The 22,742-nt window shown below is 42.5% G+C and carries 17 protein-coding genes; 9 read left to right on the forward strand and 8 right to left on the reverse strand.

Features of this window, described 5'->3' with window-relative positions:
- Positions 1–77 precede the first annotated feature (77 nt).
- The 7 genes from H6G48_RS07335 to cobW all read right to left on the reverse strand — a co-directional run bounded on the left by H6G48_RS07335 (position 78) and on the right by cobW (position 8,436).
- Positions 78–524: a response regulator gene (locus H6G48_RS07335; protein WP_002777485.1), complete on the reverse strand. Its 447-nt coding sequence runs from the start codon at positions 522–524 to the stop codon at positions 78–80.
- Positions 463–2,769, reverse strand: a complete 2,307-nt coding sequence (locus H6G48_RS07340) for a sensor histidine kinase (RefSeq protein ID WP_190720561.1) — start codon at positions 2,767–2,769, stop codon at positions 463–465. The genes H6G48_RS07335 and H6G48_RS07340 overlap by 62 nt, the downstream gene beginning before the upstream one ends.
- A 345-nt stretch (positions 2,770–3,114) precedes the next feature.
- Positions 3,115–3,396 carry a hypothetical protein gene (locus tag H6G48_RS07345; protein ID WP_242034566.1) on the reverse strand — a complete coding sequence of 94 codons (282 nt, stop codon included), beginning with the start codon at positions 3,394–3,396 and terminating at the stop codon, positions 3,115–3,117.
- A gap of 290 nt (positions 3,397–3,686) precedes the next feature.
- Positions 3,687–3,968, reverse strand: coding sequence for a type II toxin-antitoxin system RelE/ParE family toxin (locus tag H6G48_RS07350; RefSeq protein ID WP_190720563.1), 282 nt, complete (start codon positions 3,966–3,968; stop codon positions 3,687–3,689).
- Positions 3,965–4,189: a hypothetical protein gene (locus H6G48_RS07355; protein ID WP_002784870.1), complete on the reverse strand. Its 225-nt coding sequence runs from the start codon at positions 4,187–4,189 to the stop codon at positions 3,965–3,967. Before H6G48_RS07355 ends, H6G48_RS07350 begins: the two co-directional genes overlap by 4 nt.
- A gap of 298 nt (positions 4,190–4,487) precedes the next feature.
- Positions 4,488–6,539, reverse strand: coding sequence for a M3 family metallopeptidase (locus tag H6G48_RS07360; RefSeq protein ID WP_190720565.1), 2,052 nt, complete (start codon positions 6,537–6,539; stop codon positions 4,488–4,490).
- An 862-nt stretch (positions 6,540–7,401) separates the two neighbouring features.
- Positions 7,402–8,436, reverse strand: coding sequence for a cobalamin biosynthesis protein CobW (gene cobW, locus H6G48_RS07365; RefSeq protein WP_185241083.1), 1,035 nt, complete (start codon positions 8,434–8,436; stop codon positions 7,402–7,404).
- A gap of 203 nt (positions 8,437–8,639) precedes the next feature.
- Here cobW and H6G48_RS07370 point away from each other — a divergent pair, with 203 nt between their 5' ends.
- Positions 8,640–8,828 (forward strand): hypothetical protein, encoded by a 189-nt coding sequence (locus H6G48_RS07370; protein ID WP_079205920.1) that lies wholly within the window; start codon positions 8,640–8,642, stop codon positions 8,826–8,828.
- Between the two features lie 333 nt (positions 8,829–9,161).
- On the opposite strand, the gene H6G48_RS07375 is transcribed toward H6G48_RS07370, so the two are convergent.
- Positions 9,162–11,066: a polysaccharide biosynthesis protein gene (locus H6G48_RS07375; RefSeq protein WP_190720567.1), complete on the reverse strand. Its 1,905-nt coding sequence runs from the start codon at positions 11,064–11,066 to the stop codon at positions 9,162–9,164.
- 392 nt (positions 11,067–11,458) lie between these two features.
- Between H6G48_RS07375 and crtH the strand changes: the two genes are divergently transcribed.
- From crtH to H6G48_RS07415, 8 genes are all read left to right on the forward strand, one after another.
- Positions 11,459–12,970 (forward strand): carotenoid isomerase, encoded by a 1,512-nt coding sequence (gene crtH / locus H6G48_RS07380; RefSeq protein WP_190720569.1) that lies wholly within the window; start codon positions 11,459–11,461, stop codon positions 12,968–12,970.
- A 228-nt stretch (positions 12,971–13,198) separates the two neighbouring features.
- Positions 13,199–14,878 carry an ABC1 kinase family protein gene (locus H6G48_RS07385; RefSeq protein ID WP_190720571.1) on the forward strand — a complete coding sequence of 560 codons (1,680 nt, stop codon included), beginning with the start codon at positions 13,199–13,201 and terminating at the stop codon, positions 14,876–14,878.
- A 1,138-nt stretch (positions 14,879–16,016) separates the two neighbouring features.
- Positions 16,017–17,741 (forward strand): diflavin flavoprotein, encoded by a 1,725-nt coding sequence (locus H6G48_RS07390; RefSeq protein ID WP_190720573.1) that lies wholly within the window; start codon positions 16,017–16,019, stop codon positions 17,739–17,741.
- A gap of 287 nt (positions 17,742–18,028) precedes the next feature.
- On the forward strand, positions 18,029–18,529 hold the full coding sequence (locus H6G48_RS07395; RefSeq protein WP_002763297.1) for a phosphate-starvation-inducible PsiE family protein: 501 nt from the start codon (positions 18,029–18,031) through the stop codon (positions 18,527–18,529).
- 245 nt (positions 18,530–18,774) lie between these two features.
- Complete coding sequence (locus tag H6G48_RS07400) at positions 18,775–20,520, forward strand: diflavin flavoprotein (protein WP_190720576.1); 1,746 nt, start codon at positions 18,775–18,777, stop codon at positions 20,518–20,520.
- Between the two features lie 117 nt (positions 20,521–20,637).
- Positions 20,638–21,357, forward strand: a complete 720-nt coding sequence (locus H6G48_RS07405) for a hypothetical protein (RefSeq protein WP_190720577.1) — start codon at positions 20,638–20,640, stop codon at positions 21,355–21,357.
- Positions 21,358–21,362: 5 nt separating this feature from the next.
- Complete coding sequence (locus H6G48_RS07410) at positions 21,363–21,635, forward strand: hypothetical protein (RefSeq protein WP_190720580.1); 273 nt, start codon at positions 21,363–21,365, stop codon at positions 21,633–21,635.
- A 338-nt stretch (positions 21,636–21,973) separates the two neighbouring features.
- Positions 21,974–22,717 carry a DUF1995 family protein gene (locus H6G48_RS07415; RefSeq protein ID WP_190720582.1) on the forward strand — a complete coding sequence of 248 codons (744 nt, stop codon included), beginning with the start codon at positions 21,974–21,976 and terminating at the stop codon, positions 22,715–22,717.
- Positions 22,718–22,742 lie beyond the last annotated feature (25 nt).

Below are 22,742 nucleotides of genomic sequence, written 5' to 3' on the forward strand. Positions count from 1 at the left end.
AAACAGTGAAAAGAAAGCTCCGAACTTGCCACTTGATACTATTAACTGAAAACTCAAACCTGATAACTGATAATGATTCACTCCCCGGGTAAAGTAGCGGTTTCTAACCAAAAAGCCTCGATATTTTTGACAATTTTGAACAAATCGTTGAGATTGCGCGACTTGGTTATATAACAATTAACGTGCAGTTCATAGCTATAAAAAATATCCTCCTCGTTGCGAGAAGTGGTTAAAACCACCACAGGAATTCTTTTTAAACTGGGATCGTTTTTGATTTCCGCTAACACCTCCCGTCCGTCTTTTCTGGGTAAATTCAGATCGAGAAGAATCAGATTAGGACGGGGAGAATCGATATACTCCCCTTCTCGACGCAGATAATCCATGGCGTTGACACCATCCCTAACGATAACTAATTCGTGCGGGACGGTGCTAGTTTTTAATGCCTCTTGGATGAGGCGAATATCAGCTTTGCTGTCCTCCACTAATAAGATAATTTTGTGTGGCACGTCCTCGCCAGCGCTCACGCTCGTCACCTCCTAGGGGAATTGTAAAATAGAAAACCGCTCCTTTACCTAATTGGGATTCTACCCAAATTCGTCCGCGATGACACTCGATAATTTTCTTACAAATCGCCAAACCCATACCTGTGCCGGGGTACTCGTCGCGGGTGTGTAGTCGTTGGAAAATCACGAAAATGCGTTCGGAAAATCGGGGATCGATACCAATTCCATTATCGGTGACAGAGAACAGCCATTCCTCCTCTTGACGTTGGGCAGCAATATGAATAGTGGGGGTTGCTTTTCCCCGGAATTTAATGGCATTACCGATGAGATTTTGGAACAATTGCATTAACTGGGTTTTATCTGCCATGACAATTGGCAAGGGATCAACGGTGATTATAGCTTGACTTTCTTGAATTCTCCCTTTCAGGTTAGCGAGAGCTTTTTCCAGTGCCAGATTAGCATCGATGGTATTAAACTCTACCGCCTGCATATCCACTTTTGAGTAAGCCAGCACATCATCTATTAATGTTTGCATCAAACTGACACCTTCGACGGCAAAAGTAATAAATTCTTTAGCATCTTCGTCCAGTTCTTCGGTGTAGCGCATTTCTAGCAACTGCACATAGTTGGCGACTTGATTGAGGGGTTCCTGTAAATCGTGGGAAGCGACGTAGGCGAATTTTTTTAATTCGGCGTTTGATAGTTCCAAATCCCGCGCTAAACGCGCCAATTCATCGGCTTGTTTTAAGATGATATTGACGATCGCTTTTCGTAATTCTAGTGCCGCGTTGATTTCTACTGCTTTCCAGGGTAAAGATTTGAGACGAACAGTTTCTTTCCAGAGGGAGAAAGATTTACGCGGACAGAGACGAATATCACCATCTATGGCAGTCGTTTCGATCGCTTTAGCAGGATCACCACCCCAGTTCACGGTTTGAATTACTTCCGGACGAAACCAGAGGAGATAATTACGTTTAGAAATGGGAATTGCTAGTAAACCACTGGCAATGTCTTTAAACTTACCCGCATCGGCATAAATTCGCGGTAAGGAATTGGTATAGTAAACATCTTCATGGACGTTTTTTTCTAGCCAAGTAATCAGATAATTTAGTTCTTCTTCGCTCGGTGTTACTCCAATTAAGGTATAATTGCCGCCTAAACAAATAGCGGCTCCCGTGGCTTTAGTTAGATCAAGAAGATTCGGTTTATGGGCAATTAATCCATCAATAAAGTTATTAGCTTCAGCCATATAATCGATTAATTGCGATTGCACAAAGTTTAATTTTACTCGATAGTCATAATCCTCGGTTTCTTCCCGTGCCGATATTTCCGAAAAAATTACCCTTCCTAAGAACTCACAGGCTTTACGGAGTTCGTAGGGTACATATTTAGGGGTGCGGTGATGACAGGCAATAATACCCCAGAGACGTTTATTTTCAATCAGAGAAATCGTTAGAGATGCTCCCACTCCCATGTTATGCAGGTATTCTAAATGACAGGGAGAAGCACTTCTAAGACTGGACAGGGTTAAATTTAAGGGTTGTTGGGTTTCGGGATGAAGACTAGGCACTAGATCGACGGGTTCAGAGGTAGCATCGGGAATCTGTCGAATCCAATTAGCACTTAATAAATTTCGTGCCGGGAGAGGGATATCGGAAGCGGGATAACGTAAACCGAGATAGGGTTCTAGTTGCTCTATTTTGTCTTCTGCTATCACATCACCGTTATCTTCTTCGTCGAATTTGTATAACATAACTCGATCGAATCCTGTCATTTTTCTGACTTCTTTAACGATGATATTACAGAAATCTTTCAGGCTACGGGTAGCTTCAAGTTTATCGATCGAAGTTTTGGCTAGGTGATAGAAACTCAGGAAAGGAATGTTTTCATAGGAAATAGCTGGTTCTAACTCTAAAATCAGCATTTGTTCGGCGTTGCGGTGAAAAATAGCATCAAAGACGGCAAAATCATCCCCTTTAACCCGCGCCCAAATTTTGGAGGGATTGATAGCATCAAAATCGTTATTTTCTATGGCTGATTTTAGAGGATCGATCTGAAAGGGATCGAAGATTTCCTCTAGGGTTTTACCGATAATTTCCCCCGGAGAAATACCCAATAAACTGCGGCTATTACTGCTAGTTTGGCTGACTTTTAGCTCCGGTTCGCTGAGAACTAAAAGCACCCCGTGCGGTTGAATTCGGTTATAGAGATGGATCGGTTCCCGTTCGAGCGAAGTTGGGTTAATTGTCTCGGTTATAACTTCCATGTGTATTGCCCCCAGAGGATTTTTGCCAAGTTGAAAACTCTTTGTTTATTAAAACTATTTCTTCTCACTTTCAGGGGGCGATCGAGAATAAATTTACTTCTCTTAATCCCAGGCCATCAAAAGTAATAAAACTTTAATTAATCAGTTATCTATCGATCGAGCAGTTCTGTTCAGTTCCCTTTATTATAATCAGTTTTTCTCTGAGAATCTAGGGTAATTTGTTAAGAATTAAGATTTAATGTTACAAGGGACGGATAATTCTTAATAAAAATATACAGTAGGGTGTGTTAGCGAAGTGTAACACACCAAAATCTAAGATTTAAATATGATAGCAACCCTTTTTTGTTAATTACCTGGAGGTAAAATTTTGAACATTTCTGCAAGCTTATCCATATTTACAAGGAGACTAATTGGCGGATTAATCTTTTGTGCTTTTTCTGGAACTATTTTTGTGAAAAATTCCCATAACTTTTGGGATATATTGTTCTTGGTTTCCTTATCTTCACCTTCGACTTCATTAATTCCCACCTCGGTGAGGGTAGCCAAAATTTCCTTGCGAAGACCATTATAGCCAACGATGTAAAATTTGTTAAGAGCTTCTAGGACTTCATTTAATTTAATCAGCAAAAATTGTTTATACTTTGCACGGCTACAACTTGCATTTTTTACTCAAGGACAATAATATAGTTTAAGAGTCATAATTTAGTTTTTGGTGCGTTACTACTGGATTGTTTCAGCAGTTAAGTTAAGTAGGGTGCGTTAGGCAATCCCTTGTTTTTAGGGAAAAAATCAAGAGCTAAATATTGCCGTAACGCACCACAAAGAAAGGTTTTTGGTGCGTTACGCTACGCTAACGCACCCTACTGGACTGACTGTGATTATACAATTGATAAGAAAGAACAAATTAAAGAGATAAATTAGTAAACTTGATCGTGTTTTCTAATATCGACTATAACAATTAAAGTTTCTCCTGAATCAGTATCTTTACGAAAAGTAAAAATAATACGGCAATCATAACTAACAGAACATGACCAATAACCTTCTAATCTACCTGTCAGCTTATGAGATTTTAAAGAAGGAGTGAAGGGGTTATCCGCTAACAAATGTAGAACCTCTGATACCTTGCTTTGTAGTTGAGGATTTTTGCTGATTAAGCGTTGAAAAGCTCTTTTAAAGCTTTTGTCAGCAACTAATTTCATTCTTCTTCATCCTCTAACAAATAAGCCATTATCTCTTCAGCACTGCCTTTTTTTGCTGTTCCCATTGCTAAAGATTTTAAGGTTTCTTCGCCATTTTTAGCCATCTCCTCCCGGCGTTTCTCAATGCGTCTTTTACGAATTAGCTCAAACAAATAATCTTGGTCTTCAATGGATAGACTCTCTACCGATTCGATAATATCTTGAAAAAATGCGATACTCATTACAGTTTCCTCCTGTTAGTTAACTTTTTTCCTGATATGCTAAGTAGCTGGTTATAATTAAATTAAAAATGGATTTTAGGTTCGATCCCCCCTGCCCCCCTTGATAAGGGGGGTGCCGATAGGCGGGGGGATCCCCCCTGCCCCCCTTAATAAGGGGGGTGTCTGACAACTTTTAACGCCTACCTACTTATCACAATAGATTTAAGTAGGGTGCGTCAGACAATCCCTTGTTTTTAGGGAAAAAATCAAGAGCTAAATATTGCCGTAACGCACCACAAAGAAAAGTGTTTGGTTACTTTTATAAGCCGCTATGACGGAGGAGAGGCTCGGTACTAGGTTCGCGACCGCGGAAAGCTTTAAAAACATTCATAGGATGGGAACTTCCCCCCATAGCTAAGACAGTGTCGCGAAAACGACGACCGATCGCTTTCACTGCTTCTTCGTTATCTAATCCCACTTCCTCGAAAGCGGCAAAAGCATCGGCACTGAGAACTTCTGCCCATTTATAACTATAGTAACCCGCCGCATAACCGCCAGCGAAAATATGCCCAAAAGAACACAAGAAAGCATCTTCCGGTAGAGGAGGAATTATTGTCGTCGTCGCCGCTAAACGCTGTCTGACTTGTTTAGGAGTTTCGCCGCCATTGGGTTGATAACGATGGTGTAATTCCAAATCTACTAAAGACAAATGTAACTGACGCAGCATAGCCGAACCGCTCATATAATTCTTAGCTAGAAGCAGTTTTTGGTAGTAATGTTCGGGGAGAGTGGCGCCGGTTTCGTAGTGTTTGGCCATACTCATTAAAGTAGGGCGATCATAACACCAATTTTCCATAAATTGACTGGGCAATTCCACCGCGTCCCACTCAACGTTATTAATACCCGCCGCGCCAGAATAATCCACAGTGGTTAACATATGCTGTAAACCGTGGCCAAATTCGTGAAATAGGGTAGTTACCTCCTCAAAGGTCATTAAACTGGGGTTTCCGTCCACTGGAGGCGTTTGATTGCAGATTAAATAAGCCACAGGTAAACGCACCTCGGCACCGGTTTTGGCGCGACCGATACAGACATCCATCCAAGCACCGCCGCGTTTTTCGGCGGGACGACTGTAGGCATCGAGGTAGAAATAGGCGATTTTTTCGCCCTTTTCGTCGTTAATCTGGAAATAACGCACATCAGGATGCCAGATAGGTGCTTTACCGTCGGCAGCGATAATTTCTACCCCAAAAATCCGTTTAGCGAGGCTAAATATGCCTTCTAAAACCCGTGGTAGGGGGAAATAGGGGCGTAATTCCTCGGCACTAAAGTTGAACTTGGCCTGACGCTGTTTTTCTGACCAATAGGCTATATCCCAATGCTTGAGATCGTCGGTTCCCGCAAAAGTTTTTAAGGCCTCTAAATCCTGTTTTGCCGCTTCATAGCTTACTTGGCGTAAATTGTCAAGCAATTTCTCGATTTCATCCACAGAATTGGCCATTTTCCTGGCAAGACTGACCTCGGCGTAGGTACTATAACCTAAAAGATGGGCCTGTTCCTGACGAAGTTGCAAAATGCGATCGATTAAGGGATTATTATCCAATTCTCCCAGATCAGCCCGACTAACGTAGGCTTTATAGAGTTTTTCCCGCAATTCCCGATTATCGCTGTACTTCATAAAGGGGAAATAACTGGGAAAATCGAGGGTAATCACCCAGGGGCCGGTTTCGTTGCTGGCGTTAGTTTCCCCCTGGCCCCGGGCGGTTTGGGCGGCTAAACTGAGGAGACTAGGGGGTAAACCGGCGATATCTTCTGGGGTTGTTAGTTTCAGTTGAAAAGCTTTGGTGGCATCGAGGAGGTTATTAGAAAATTTCGTGGTGATTTCCGCTAATTCCAGTTGAATCGCGTTAAATCTGTCTTTTTTCTCCCCTGCTAATCCCACCCCAGCCAATTGGGCATCCCGCAGGGAAGCTTCGACAATGCGCTGTTGTGCCTCGTCTAATTGCCCCCAGCTTTCCCCTTGACGCAGGGACGAGAATGCCTCATAAATGGGTTTACTTTGGCTTAAACGGCTAATAAACTCGACTACCTGTGGTTGTACGGTTTCGTAAGCTTGACGCAATTCCGGGCTATTTTTTACCCCCATCAGATGACCGATAATCCCCCAACTCCAGCTTAAACGTTCTTCGATCCGGGTGAGGGGTTCGACCAATTTTTCCCAGGTGGGGGCAATCTGCGCTTCTAGATCGGTTAATTCTCTGGCCAGTTCCTGCAAAAGTTGCGTCATGCCAGGGACAATTAGGCCGGGTTGGATTTGGTCAAAAGCCGGTAATCCTTGACCGGCAAGCAGCGGGTTACTGGTGTTCGTCATAATTTTTGGTCTGGAAGGGTGGGTAATCTGTATCTTTTACTACCCTAACCCAAATCCCCGACCATCTATCCGGGCGATCAAACGCCGGAGCTTTTTCAGTGGGGTGTGGGGTGTGGGGTGTGGGGTGTAGGGTGTGGGGTTTAGGGTGTAGGGAAAGAAACCTCTTTCATCTGTGGGGTGAAAATTTTTTCATTGGGACTGCCTCTGTTGATCAAAGATAAGCAAAAATTATTTATTGACTGCAAAAACTTGAGAATATTTAAATTAACATTCCGCAATATTTACAAATTCTTAAGAATTAATTGAGAAAGATTTTTATTTAACAACGATGTTACAATGGTTACAGCGATTTTACTGAATTTCATAATGGGTTATTCTGTGCTTTTTTGGGCAGCAATGGTTGAAACCCTTGCCACACCTAGAATGTGATCCTAATTAAGACGGTCAAATCAGTCAATTTCACCCACAACGATGATCTTTTTTTTGTGTAGTTTTATTGCAAAAAAAAATTTTTTTTGACAAAAAGCACAAAGTATGATAGTACCCAACGTATTTCTGGCTGCGAGTAATTATTGTAGAGGGGGAGAAGGGAGAATAAATAAAAATAATCTCCCTACCCCACACCCCCACGAAAAACTTTTTGCCGCAAACCCTAGTTAGGGTTTGCGGCAAAAAGTACGGGCGAAGCATTCGGTTAGAAAATCTCCAGTTTCACCGATAGGTTATTGCCCGAATGCTTCGCCCCTACAGGACGCGGGCCGATGAAGACGCAAGGTTTTGAACGACGATTCTCTCAAAATCTTGCACCTGTGGGAGCGAGAAAAGCCACAAAACTCTTACCTTGCCTACATTTCACATTTATTCAGCAAACCCTAGTTAAGGCCTGCTCGATTCTCTGACTATCGAGGGAGCGGCCGATAAAGACCAAGCGAGTTTGCCGCATTTCCGTGGATTGCCAGGGTCGGTCGAAGAAAGAATCAAAGCGATCGCCGACTCCCTGTAACACCATACGCATCGGTTTATTGGCCACGTTAACAAATCCCTTGACCCGATAGATTTCTTCTCGGGCCACCAATTCTTTAATCCGTTGGGTCAAAATTCGGGCATCTACGGGAGAATCGAGGCAAAACTGCACAGAATTGATCTCCTCATCGTGATCGTGTTCTTCCTCGTGATCATGATGACTAGGACGACTAGCTAAATTATCCTCGACGGCGGCATTAAATCCCAATAGCACATCGGGGCTAATTTGTCCATCGGCACAAGTAACTATTTTGACCGTTGATCGCAGTTGTGTTTTCAGCCAACTAATAATTTTTTCTAATTCGATTTCGCTGATGAGATCGGTTTTAGTTAAGAGTACCAGGTCAGCGCAGGCTAACTGATCCTCAAATAACTCCTCAATGGGCGTTTCGTGTTCTAAATTGGGGTCTGCTTGCCTTTGTGCCGTTAAAGCGTCCAAATCCGCCACCAGACGACCCCTAGCGACAGCAAAACCATCCACCACGGTGATTACTCCGTCCACCGTCGCACCGTTGCGGATTTCCGGCCAGCGAAAAGCTTGAACCAGAGGTTTAGGTAAAGCTAACCCCGAAGTTTCGATCAGCATACAATCCAACTGTTGCCGTCGCTCTAGCAATTTCTGCATGGTGGGGAGAAATTCTTCCTGTACTGTGCAGCACAGACAACCGTTGGTCAATTCCACAATATTATCGTTGGGGTTGTCGTCGCAGGTCTGACAACTTTTCAATAAATCACCATCAATTCCCACTTCTCCGAATTCATTGACCATAACGGCCACCCGTCGGCCTTGATTATTTTGCAGTAGATGACGGATGAGGGTAGTTTTTCCCGCACCCAGAAAACCCGTGATCACAGTAACTGGAATTTTGTGCATAGATAGGGCGATCGATCATGTTTCTAGATCAATCTATCAGACTCTCGGTCTAGGGTTGAGGGTTTCAGCGCTAATTCTTTAGGATTGCCCCACCAATTGCCGGACTGTCACAAACTAGCTGAAATTTTCCTAGTTAGTCGTTATTCTGGTAAAAGTTTCAGCCGGCTAAAATAATCGCTGAAAAACTTTTGTGGGAGTGGATTATGTTACAACGTCTTTTTTTAGCCTTTACCCTCGCTTTTCCTCTTTATTTAAGCATTGCTATTCAACAAACTTCTCCTCTAGCTGATAGAGTAAATCGGCCTTCTTCTCGCGGAATCAATAAAATTGAGCAGACGGTAAAAGCTATCCAAAAGCAATTAAAACAAGAGCATTCGGTTCAATTAGATTAATAAATTTGGTGAAAAAGAGGATATCTAAAACGGGTGCATCTCATTTTTGTAAATCTACTAATTTGGGATTTTTAAGGGGAAACTTTCTCCTAAAATTGGGCGTTACTTTCGGTTTTATCACTCAACCCTAGGTTTGAGTGATAGTAGGGTTGATTCATGAATCAACCCTACCCAAACCCCCCGTTGGGGCCCAAACCCCGGAGCGCATTAGTTTTTCGGTGGGATGCTTACACGCGATTGTTCATATTTTTGTACTAATTTAAGAGTCACTGATAATTGCTAATTGTCGGTATTTCTGCAAATGTGGGATGCACTCGCTAAAACTCCTCTTTTTCACTTTTGACTTGACAAATTACTTGCCATTGGCTGCGGAGGCCGGTATTCGGGAACTAAATCTTGTAGAGATTTAACTAAGCCCTGACGGTCATTAAGTTGAATAGAATTAAGCAATTGCTCTAATTTGATTTGTAATTTTTCCCAAGCAAGAAAGTGTTCATGAGCGCAAAAAATCTTTGGATGAGCGGTGGGACGAGCTTTATCGGTATCGATTAATAATTCTTCGTAGAGTTTTTCCCCTGGTCTTAATCCCGTGATTTCAATATCAATATCTTGCCCTAATTCCAAGCCACTTAAACGAATCATCTGTAGGGCCAAATCGTAAATTCTTACCGGTTCACCCATATCTAACAGGAATACCTCACCCCCTCGGGCCATGGCTCCTGCTTGTATAACCAAACGCACCGCCTCGGGAATAGACATAAAATAGCGAATAATATCGCGATGGGTGAGGGTAATATTCTTACGTTGGGCGATTTGTTCCCGGAAACGCGGCACCACGGAACCGCTACTATCGAGAACATTGCCAAAGCGGACGATAGCGCAACAGGTGGAAGTGTCGGGTAAAGCGGCCAAAGCTTGTATAACTAACTCAGCACAGCGTTTACTGGCCCCCATAATGTTAGTCGGTCTGACGGCCTTATCGGTGGAAATGAGAACTAAATTACTAACTGAATTCTCGATCGCGGTCTGAGCGACATTTAAGGTTCCCCAAACATTAGTGTAAATCCCTTGACTAGCATTGGCTTCCACAAGGGGAACGTGCTTATAGGCGGCCGTGTGATAAATTGTCTCAATCTGGTGTTGTTGGATGACTCGGGCCAGATGATTGCGGTCGAGAACATTGCCTAGATAGGCATACTTGCGTAAATCGGCATAATTTTCACTTAAATCGAGATCGATTTTGTAGAGGGAAAACTCGTTTAATTCGTAGATTACCAAGCATTTTGGCTTGAGGAAGGCGATTTGTCGGCATAATTCCGAACCGATGGAACCGCCACCCCCGGTGACTAACACCGCTTTACCCGTGACATTTTTTCCCAAAAGTTCGGGATGGGGTAGAATTTCTTCCCGTCCTAATAATTCCGAGACATCGACACTGCGAATCTGATTGATGGCCGCTTCTCCCGATAAAATTTTTGAGAGGGGAGGGACGGTTTTAATGACGATGGGTAAAGTTTCTAGACTTTCGATGATTTGCCGCTTTTTGGCCTTGGCTACATTCGGAATAGCGAGAATAACCCAGTTAAAGGCCCTTTTTTGGTGCAGTAGTGCCAATTGAGAGGGGGAATAAACCCTAATGCCTTGGATAACTCGCTGCTGCAAATCGGGATTATCATCAACAAAGGCCAATAAACGATAGTGGGGGTCATTTTGTAGGGAACGTGCTAATTGACAACCCACAACCCCCGCACCATAGATAACAATTGTCGGTTCCCTATCCACACTACTGACGTAAATGTTAAGACGGTGAAAGACAGAACGAATCAATAATCTCACCCCGATAACCAATACTAGGGTTAACAATGCGTCGATAATCAGGACTGAACGCGGCAAAAAGGCATCCCTTTGAAAGTAGGCCAGACTGATTAAAACCCCTGAACTATAGAGAACCGCTTGCAGTACCGACGAAAGAAACTCTAACCCTGTATAACGTACTACGGGACTGTAAATACCTTTGAGATAGAAAACTAGAGTTTTAATGGCAATTAAGCCCAATATTTCCCCTAAAAAAGGTCTAATTTGCTGATATTCGAGGCTAAGATTAAACCTAAGATAGAAGGCTAGATATATGGTTAGACAAAAAATAAGGCAATCGGTGACCATTAAAAGAGAGCGCTTCGATGACCTAGATAGGGAATTAGCTAATTTAAGGATTTTGTTGGCCAGTTTTCTATACATTATCCAATTGATTAATTAATTTTAAGTAAAATGATGTTTGGCTCTCCCCGACTTGGTGTGATAATCAGTGTTTATCGTTTCTAGTAGTCTTGCTAGGCAAGGCTTTGAAGACTATCTTTCCAGAAAATTATCCCTATTCTTCTTGCTTCCACACAGAAACGAGAAGAGCTAATATTCTTGATAACAGTAGAGCTGCCGAGCTGCCCGTCTTTCCGGAGATGATATCACCCAAATCTAACTATGTCAAGTGGCGGGATTTGTCAAGACTTTTTTTCCTTTGACCAACTTTTCATCTCTCCCCAAAAATTTTCTGCTCCCGCAAACTAGCCGATAAATCACCGCTAGTCAAGGTTAAAATCAAGAATTGACACAAAAATTTATCGAGTCAAGTTATGAGTAATCAGTACGATGCGATCGTGATTGGGTCGGGAATCGGGGGATTGGTGACAGCGACGCAATTAGCGGCAAAAGGGGCAAAAGTCTTAGTTTTAGAGAGTTATCTGATTCCGGGGGGCAGCGCAGGTTATTTTGAACGAGAGGGTTATCGTTTTGATGTGGGTGCTTCGATGATTTTTGGTTTTGGCAAAAAGGGGACGACTAACCTCTTAACCAAAGCTTTGGCAGCGGTGGATATGAGTATCGAAACCATTGCCGATCCCGTCCAGATTCATTATCATCTCCCGGACGGATTAGACTTAAAAGTTCATCGCGACTACGAACAATTTTTACAGGAATTAATTAGCCATTTTCCCGCAGAAAAAACCGGTATCCGGCGCTTTTACGATGAATGCTGGCAGGTGTTTAATTGCCTCAATAGTATGGATTTACTATCATTGGAAGAACCCCGCTATCTGACTAGGGTTTTTTTCCAGCATCCTTTATCCTGTTTGGGATTGGTCAAGTATTTACCCCAAAATGCGGGAGATGTGGCCAGAAAATATATTAAAGACCCGAAATTATTGAAATTTATCGATATGGAATGTTATTGTTGGTCGGTAGTACCCGCCGATCGCACTCCGATGATTAATGCGGGAATGGTCTTTAGCGATCGCCATTACGGCGGAATTAACTATCCCCGAGGGGGAGTAGGACAGATTGCTCTCAAGTTAGTCGCGGGATTGGAAAAAGCTGGTGGTGAAATCCAGTATCAAGCGAGAGTGAATAAGATTATTTTAGATGCAGGACGGGCGATCGGGGTAAGATTGACCAATGGTAAGGAATATTACGCTAAAAAGATTGTTTCTAATGCCACCCGTTGGGATACCTTCGAGAAACTACTCCCCCCGGAATCTCTCCCCCGCAGTGAAAAAAATTGGCAAAAACGCTATCAAAAATCCCCCAGTTTCCTCAGTTTGCATCTGGGAGTCAAGGCCGATGTATTACCGTCAGGAAGCGAATGTCACCATATTTTACTAGAAGATTGGGAAAATATGGAAGCAGAACAGGGAACTATCTTTGTTTCTATTCCTACCTTACTCGATCCCTCCCTCGCACCCCCGGACCATCATATCATTCATACTTTCACCCCTAGCTGGATTGATCAATGGCAAAAACTGCCCCCCCAAGAATATCAACAGAAAAAAGAGGCCGCTGCTCATCGTCTCATCGAGCGCCTGAAAAAACTCTTTCCCAAACTAGATACAGGATTAGATTATATCGAAATTGGCACGGCCCGCACCCATCGCCGCTTTTTGAATAGAATCGATGGCAGTTACGGCCCAATACCGCGAAGAAAACTGTTAGGTTTATTAGGAATGCCCTTTAATCGCACAGCTATTCCTAATCTTTATTGTGTGGGAGACAGTACCTTCCCCGGTCAAGGATTAAATGCGGTGGCCTTTTCTGGTTTTGCTTGCAGTCATCGTCTAGCGGTAGATCTGGGTTTACCCCGTCCCAGAGATTAAAAGCTGAAAATCAGGATTTTTAGCGGCGAATTCGCAAACGGGAAGGGGATACTTGACAGCGTTTCTCAGATAGATGAGGTACATTTTTGCGACTGGAGTTTTTACTTCGGCAAGGTTTAATTTATACTTCACCTTGACGAGAAACGCTGTAGATCGGTTTTGCTGATAACTGATAACTGATAACTAATAACTGATAACTGATAACTGATAACTGATAACTGATAACTGATGCTTACTCCCTTTGATTCCCCCAAATCTTTACATTGGCAGCAAAGCTTGCGAGCGCCGATTGTTCGTCAATTGGAGATATTTAGCTTTACAATGCAGTTTTTGACTTTTTTGCTCTGGGATCGTTTAACGGGGGCTAATGGGGGCAAAAAACGGCAAAGGAGAGCGAAATGGTTAGTTGATCGCCTCATGAATTTGGGACCAACTTTTATTAAAATTGGACAATCTTTATCGACGCGAGCAGATTTAATTCCGCTCGAATATATCGAACAATTAACCCAATTACAGGATCGAGTTCCCGAATTTAATAGTCAAGAAGCGATCCGAGTTATTGAAACAGAATTAGGACAAACCCTAGATAATTTATTTGCAAGTTTTACCGTGTCTCCCCTCGCTTGTGCCAGTTTAGGACAAGTGCATCGAGCGCGGTTATTAAGTGGGGAAGAAGTCGTTATTAAGGTGCAAAGACCGAATCTGGAAGGACTATTTAATCTCGATTTTGAATTGTTGCATCGTCTCACCCGTTGGTTAAATATTTTCCCCGTGGTGAAAAAATATAATTTAGAAGCTATCTACCAAGAATTCTTTGAGCTACTCTTTCAAGAAATCGATTATATTCATGAGGGCAAAAATGCCGATCGCTTTCGGGAAAATTTTAAGAATTATCCTCAGGTAAAAGTTCCTTTAGTTTACTGGCAATATACCACCCGCAGGGTCTTAACTTTGGAGTATGTGCCGGGGATTAAAGTTGATGATCGAGAGACTTTACTAGCTAATGGTATTAACGTAGATGGGATTATCCAACTGGGTATCTGTTCCTATCTCAAACAACTATTACAGGATGGTTTTTTCCAATCGGATCCCCATCCGGGTAATATGGCAGTTAGTCAGGAAGGGGAGTTAATTTTCTACGATTTCGGCACGATGTTCGAGTTAAAGTCCGTCGCTAAAGATCAAATGATCGAAACCTTTTTCGCTATCTTGAGAAAGGATACGGAAACAGTCTTAAAAACCTTGATGTATATGGGGTTAATTGAACCCGTTGCAGAGCTGCAACCCGTGCGAAATATCGTGCAGTTTCTCTTAGAGGAATTTCGCGATAAACCGGTAGATGTGAGGGCCTTTGAAAAAATTAGCGATCAAGTGTATTTAATGTTTAAACAGCAACCTTTTCGCTTACCTCCACAAATGACTTTTATTATTAAATCTGTCACCACTTTGGATGGGATTGCCCGCTCCTTAGATCCCCAGTATAATTTATTAGCAGCTAGTCAACCTTTTGTGAAAAGTCTAGCGGTATCGGGAGGAACTACCAACACCATGCTTACCCTAGCTAATCAAGCGCGCACTTTTCTTAAACAGCAATGGCAAAAAGGTAATAAAAACGAGAGAATGATCCGTCAATTAGAGGAAAAAATCGAGCGAGGAAATTTAGTTTTTCAAGTTAAGTCACGGGAAAATGAACGACTTCTGAAAAGAATTTATCTGGGAATTAAAGTATTAATTAATGTCTGTCTATTGGGATTTAGCATTATCTCAGCCATATTTTTATTAGGCACTAACTATAGCAAACTAGCCATTATTCCCTTCAGTTTAGCCGGGTTATTTGGTTTATTTTTTCTGCGTTCTTCCCTGGCTTTATTGATTCAGGAAAGATTAGATAAAATGTTAGATAAGTAAATAATTATTATCTTTAATTAGTAGATGGTTTTTCTTATCCGCAACAAAAATTAAAGTTTGACGGGCTGTCTGTTGACAAGATTTCCAGAAATTATCATAAGGAAAATGTTTTCATTGCACCCAGCAGCAAGAGGACAGGAAAATGTTGTTAAAATCTTTAGCCCTTAGTTCCCTGGTCGGATTATCCTTAGTTACATCTATCGCAAATTTATCAATCCAGTCAGTTAGTTCCTTTAGCTGGAGAGATTGCTGTGAGAATCCAACAGACGGTTTATGATTGTGTTTATCGGGCTTTTGCATTGCATAAAAAGTTGTCCAATGGTCACAACAGATGAACGTTTTTTTATGCGTTACCGGGAGATAGTTTAGCGTCTTATTTATTTTGGCTAGGGACTTCCAGAAATTACTCATAAACGAAAAAGGCTATAATATTAAATAAATTATCTTAATAAACATGACATCAGAAACCGCCAATTATGATGAACCTTGAAAAAAAGCATTAAGCGAATATTTTGAAGCGTTTTTATGCTTCTTCTTTCCCGAAGTTTACCAAGAAAACGGGTTTCTCGAAGAAACCCGTTTTCTTGACTTTAAGACAAAAAAACGTTTCGCCAGCGCAGAATAGCTGGTAAATATCCTCAAGGGTTACAGGTTCACCCATAGACTGACATCGAAAACAAAACACCCCTAATCATTTTAGCGATTCGGTCGAGAAAACCGAGGAGAGCGAGAGAGCAAAAACGAGATAAATATTAAGAATTATGTAAAAAGCTTGACAAATATGTAAAAGTGCAATTTTAAAAACCGAGGACTAAGCTAACTTGTGGATACGACGCACAATTATTATTCATACTAAATCCGTTGAGTATAGGCTACATATCAGGACAGGCAAAAGCTACTCATGCAAGAGGCAAAAGGGGCAATAAATAATCAGTCTTTAATAACCGGATTTAGTATTCAGATCTTGATTCGGCAAGGCCAGCACTCAAATTAATACTCGCAATCATAGAGAAAAGGTTATATAAATCTAGCTAATCATTTACTTGAGTAATTGGTATTTTACAAATCGCTGAAAGCAAGTCACCATAGGAATTAAGCAAATGCAGTTCCGAATCAAATCCTGTGGGAGATAAAAATTATGGTTGCTTTAATCACCCCAAAACCCGCTAAAACCAGCCGTTTAACCACACAAATCCAAGAAATCGCCGAAAATACTTTTACCTTGCGCTGTTTGGATTGGGATCGCGATCGTTTTGATATCGAATTTGGTTTAGAAAACGGTACCACTTATAACTCTTTTGTTATTCAAGGGGGAAAAACCGCCCTAATTGATACATCTCACCGCAAATTCGATCGCCTTTATCTGGAGGAATTAACTAAACTAATCAACATCAATCATCTTGATTATTTAATTATCAGTCACACCGAACCCGACCACAGTGGTTTAGTCAAAGAAGTTTTGGAATTAGTCCCAGAAGTTACCGTGGTTGGGGCAAAAGTTGCCATGCAATTCCTCGAAAACATGGTACACAGACCCTTTAAACAGTTAATCGTTAAAAGTGGTGATACTTTAGATTTAGGCAATGGTCATGTCTTAGAATTTGTTTCAGCCCCTAATCTTCATTGGCCTGATACTATCTTCACTTTTGATGCTAAAACTGCCACCCTTTTTACCTGTGATGCCTTCGGAATGCACTTTTGTGATGATCAAATCTACGATCGAGAAAAAGACCTGCTAGAAGCCGATTTTCAAACCTATTATAACTGTCTGATGCGACCGAATGCTCGTTCAGTTTTAGGGGCAATTAAAAGAATCGAGAAATTTGAGATTAATCTCATTGCCACTGGTCACGGTCCCCTATTAAAACACCATATTTCTGATTGGGTGGGACGCTATCAAACTTGGAGTCAAGAACAAACTTCTGCCGATACTTTAGTGGCTATATTCTTTACCCAAGATTACGGACAAAGCGAACATTTAGCTACTATGATTAGTCAGGGTTTGACTAAAACTGATGTGGTGACAGAATTAGTCGATATGAATAATGCTGATCCCCACGAAGTCAGAGAATTAATCAATCAGTCTAAGGGAGTTGTCATCGGAATGCCTCCCCAATCTTCCCTGACTAACCAGACGATTTTAAGCACAATTCTTGCTGCAGTTAATGGCAAACAAGCTGTAGGATTATTTGAGTCAGGAGGTGGGGAAGATGAACCAATTTTTCCCTTAAGAAATAAATTACAGGAAATGGTCGCCATCGAAGCTTTTCCTCCTCTTTTAGTTAAAGACAATCCCAATCAATCCCTCGATTTTATTGCCGATGAAGCAGGAACCGACCTCGGCCAATGGTTAAGCCGAGAAAAAACGATTAAACAAATTAAATCGATTAACAACGACTTAGAAAGAGCTTTAGGCCGTATTAGTACCGGATTGTATCTAATTACTTCCCAAAAAGCCGATTTATCTAGTGCCATGATTGCCTCTTGGGTGACACAAGCAAGTTTAAATCCTTTAGGTGTGGCGATTGCAGTGGCCAAAGATCGGGCAATGGTATCCTTTTTACAGCCTAGCGATACCTTTGTTTTAAATGTTTTAGCTGAGGATAATTACCAGAAATTAATGAAACATTTCCTCAAGCGTTTCTCTCCCGGTGCCAATCGTTTTGAAGGCATTAAAACCTATACTGCCAATAATGGATCACCAATTTTAGCGGATGCCTTAGCTTACATAGAATGTGAAGTCACCAGTCGTTTAGATTGCGGCGATCATTGGGTAGTTTATTGTACCGTTAATACCGGACGAGTTGCCCGTTTAGATGTCTTAACTGCTGTCCATCATCGCAAAGTTGGCAACCATTATTAACAGTTATCAGTTATCAGTTATCAGTTATTAAGTAGGGAGGCACAATTATTTGCAGGATGGGTTAGCGGTAGCGTAACATAATCGAGCGTTGGGTTTCATGCTTCAACCCAACCTACGTTCATCTTATATTTAATTCCACCCACCTACTTAGTTATCAGATTTGATTGTTCAGTGGATAGTGTTAAGTAGGAAGTTGCCGCTTTCTTTTCACTGGTTACTGGTTACTGCTCACTGAAAAATCCCCCCAACAGCTAACACCCAATTCTATCAATCTTAGGAGAAATAAAATGTACGAACCAATTAAAAACCCTTCCCCAATGATGGTGCGAGTAGTGCAAGTCTTAGAAATGATTCAAGATTTAATTGTCATTTCTCTCTGTATCGGTTTATTTAGCTTCATGGTGTTAGAAGTCAGAGAAATGTTTATGTCTCTGCTGCCACCGATTCAATTTCGGATTATTACCGCCGATATTTTATTCCTCTTAATTCTAGTAGAATTGTTCCGATTGTTGATTATTTATTTGCAAGAAAAACGAGTTTCTATCGGTGTTGCCGTGGAAGTTTCTATCGTCTCGGTTTTGCGAGAATTAATTGTCAGAGGAGTCCTAGAAACTAATTGGACACAAGTATTAGCTGCCTGTGCTTTTCTAATAGTTCTCGGTACATTAATGGTGTTAAGAGTTTGGCTTCCTCCCACCTTTGAAGGTATCGATCCTGAACAAAAAGTTTCTGAACGTTATCGTCAACATTTAGTTAAAGAATTAACTGAAATAAACAGCAAAATTTAGTCAGTTATCAGCTTCTTAAGGCAAGAGGCAAAAGACAGAATCTGACAATTCTCCTACCTAAAAAGAAGGTTAGAAACTAAGCACATCAAAGCTTTTAGCTTAACCAATTAGGTTTTAGTTTCCGGATAGGGAAATGGGGGAATAGGGAAATAGGGAGATAGGGGAATTTCAACTAAAACCCTAAAACCCTAAAACCCTAAAACCCAACACCCAACACCCAACACCCAACACCCAACTTAACAATTATGACCACTAATACCTTAATTCCCAATCCTGCTATCAATAATCGCTCCCGCGATGTTCAAACCGCAGAAATTGCCGATAAAACTTGGGTTTTTCGCTCCCGTACTTGGGACAGATTAAAATTTGAAATAGAATATGCTCGTCAACGGGGAACCACCGCTAATTCCTATCTTATCTGTGGCGATAAAACCGCCTTAATCGATCCCCCTGGAGAATCCTTCACGGAAATTTATTTAGAAGAAATTCGTCAATATATCTCCTTACATCGTCTCGATTATCTGATTCTCAGTCACGTTAATCCCAACCGTATCGTCACTTTAAAGGCCTTATTAGCCGCCACCCATCAAATCACCATCCTCTGTTCTAAATCTGCCGTCAATACCCTTAAAAATGCCTTTCCCGATGCCCAAATTTTGGGCATACGAAGCGATGAAATCCTTGATTTAGGGCAAGGTCATCAACTAAGTTTTATTAATGTCCCTACGCCCCGCTGGCCTGATGGTATCTGCACTTTTGACCAAAAAACCCAAATTTTATACAGCGATAAATTCTTTAGTGTACATCTGTGCAGTGACGCTCTTTGGGATAAAAATTGGAAAGAATTAGATGTGGATCGTCGTTATTATTTTGATTGTCTCCATGCCGTGCAATCCAAAGCGGTAGAAACAGCCCTCGACAAAATTAAAGAATTTCCCGCCCAATATTATGCACCTGCCCACGGTCCGATAATTCGTTATAGTCTTAGTCGTCTTGCCCACGATTATCGTTATTGGTGTCAAGAACAAAAAACTCGACCTCTACAAGTGGCTTTATTATATGCTTCTGCCTACGGAAATACTGCCACCCTGGCCCGCTCGATCGAACGAGGATTATTAGAAAATGATCTGGCCGTAGAATCAATAAATTGTGAGTTTGCCACCCCCGCCGAAATTAGTCAAGCGATCGAAAATTGTGACGGATTTATTATCGGTTCTCCCACCTTAGCCGGTCACGCTCCTACCCAGATCCAAACCGCTTTAGGAATCGTTCTTTCCACGGCAGCAAAAACTAAATTAGCCGGGGTTTTTGGTTCCTACGGTTGGAGTGGGGAAGCTGTAGATTTAATTGAAACTAAACTCAAAGATGCTAATTATCGCCTCGGTTTTGAATCCTTGCGCGTGCGTTTTAGCCCCACAGAAAGCTGTTTACAAGCAGGTTATTTAGCTGGAGAAACCTTCGCCCAGACCTTGAAAAAAACCAAAAAATTGCGGGTTCCCCAACAGGGAATGACCGAAACACAAATCGATCGCACTGCCCAGGCCGTTGGTCGGATTGTCGGTTCCCTCTCTGTTCTCACCACTCGTCAGGGCGAGGATCATGCTGGTTTCCTGACCTCTTGGGTATCCCAAGCCAGTTTTAACCCCCCGGGGCTAATTATCGCCGTTGCTGACGAACAAGCCGCCGATCGCCTAATTAACTCCGGAACCGCCTTTACCTTGAATATTCTCAAGGAAGGGCGCAATTTACGCCGCCATTTTTCCAATCGCATCAAATCTGGCGGCGATGTCTTTACGGGATTAGAAACCCAAGTCGGGGAAAATGGCTGTCTGATTTTAAGCGAAAGTCTCGCCTATCTAGAGTGTACGGTCAAAGAGCGACAACTCTGCGGCGATCGCTGGTTAGTCTATGCTACCGTCGAGCGGGGTCAAGTTTTGGATAGTAACGGTGTCACCGCCATCGGTCATCGCAAATCCGGTAGTCAGTATTAAAACTGGACTAGCGGGGCAAAGCTCCTGACTTTCCCCCTATCATCGAGATTTCTGGGAAACATAGGTTATGTTAGTATGTAAGGTTATCCGACCGGGCTATTTCGTCTTTGTTTCCGTATGAAAAAATTGCCGCTAATCCTATCGGTGGGGAGTGTCGCTTTATTGTTGGTGGGATGTCCAGCTTCTAACCAAGCTAATCAATCCCCACCGCCCAGCCAAGAAACCCCCACCCCCTCTCCCAGTCCCCCGGCTGCCCAACCACCTGCCTTTAGCGGTGCTGTGCAACCGGCCACCGAACCAACCCCCCCAAGGGTAGCGGGATTGATTCCCGCTACCGATCCTGACCAAAAACGGGCAGAAATTAATCGCGGTCGCAGGGATCCCTTTGCTCCCTTTCCCCTACAACCAAATATTACGATTACAGCGGAAGAAAAACCCCCAGCTGGGACTCCGGCGGCTACCGCAGCCGCACCCCCATCCGCATCCGTAGGCAATCGTCCCACTCCCAGACGACCGATAGTTAAAGCGCCACCGCCGCCACCGCCACCAACGGAAGCGGAAGAAGTGCAAGTATCGGGCATCGTCCAGTTACCTACCACTGCCATGGCGATCGTGAAAGCCCCCGGAGAAGCCACGGAACGTCGAGTTATCCCCGGTTCTACCCTCTCTAATGGTTTAATTTTAGTTAAAGCGATCGATACTAATCCCGATAACCCCTATATTGTCCTAGAACAATACGGTCGAACTATTACCCGTCGTTTAGGGGATGGTGTCCCCGAACCCGCCGCCGCACCGCAAGCCTCGATCAGCTATAATATTTCCGAATCAGGAGAATAAAACCCGTGCGATCGATTGCTATTCAACAAAAACAAACCATTATTTATCCGCGAATGCCCTTGGCTATCTATCGGGAGTTAGCCAGCCATTTAGAACAGGTTCAGGGTGTGGAAACCCATCTCACTCCCCAGCAGTTCCAACAATTCGATTATCATCAAAGTCAGATCGGTAGTCTAGAAATTAACTATACCGAGACTTTTCAGGAAAGCGATCGCCCTCTGGTGACGGCAATTCTCGATTATTATGCCCAACGTCACGGCTCCTATCGGCTTTCCTAAGCTTTCTCTCCTCACCTTTTCTCCGATTAGCGAATTTTCTTGTTAAAAACTAAAGGTATTTTATAGGATTTATCTTAATGCTGGGGATGATGCCAAATCCCGTCATACTTCATCTAAACTTAAGTAGGGTTTGCGGCAAAAAGTACGGGCGAAGCATTCGGATAGAAAATCTACGGTTTCACCGATAGGTTATTGCCCGAATGCTTCGCCCCTACAGGACGTAGGGTTCATTCATGAATCAACCCTACCTTTTATAAAAATTAAAATCTTTCTGATTTTAAGCCACCGACGACCAGTGGTAGTCACTGATAACTGATAACTGATAACTGATAACTGAAATGACCCTACCCAATTCCCTAGAAGAAACGATCCTGCAAGCGAAAGCCGCCGCTCAACTGGCTCTAGAATCGGGAGACAGACGCATACAAGTGGAATTAGTTATCCCAGAAATTGCTCTACAAGCGCAAGCTTTAGCCCTTGATTTTACATCTATTTTTGACAGTTATGGTTCTGGTTTAAGGGTGATTTTTCCCGATACCGGGGCTGCCATGTTAGCCCGACGGGATTGGGGCGAAACAGTTTTTCAACTGGGAGATTTAGGTAGTCGTTTTATTCCCATCGAAAACAAAATTAAGCCCGAAGATGAAGCGTTTTTAGTTGTTTGTCCCTCCTCGGTTGAGATTAATTCCGTAGAAAAACTCTGTAACCTGGCCGAAGATCGCCCCGTGGTTCTTCTGATTCCCCAATTGGAAGATGTATCGGTAGTGGGTATCGGTTACGCAGCCCGACAATTGCGAGAAAGATTTTTAAGTACCCTAGAAAGTTGTTATTATTTTCGTCCCTTGGAATCGGCGATTGTGTATCGTTCCTATCCTTCCTTGTGGCAAGTTTGGCTCGAAAAAGAAGACGGTTACGAGTTAATTTCCGAACAATCCACTAAACCCATGGGCGAAGCTTTAGAAAATCTGATTCTGAAAGCTTCTAGTAATACTCCTAATGATAGTTCTAATCCTGCTAATAAAGCCAAAAAGTTCGGTTTATTTGCCACTATGGGACGCTTCTTAAAAGCATTACAACAGTGACATACTCCCCCCGTCAAGTTAGGCT

The organism is Microcystis flos-aquae FACHB-1344, from assembly GCF_014698375.1.
GTDB lineage: Bacteria > Cyanobacteriota > Cyanobacteriia > Cyanobacteriales > Microcystaceae > Microcystis > Microcystis aeruginosa.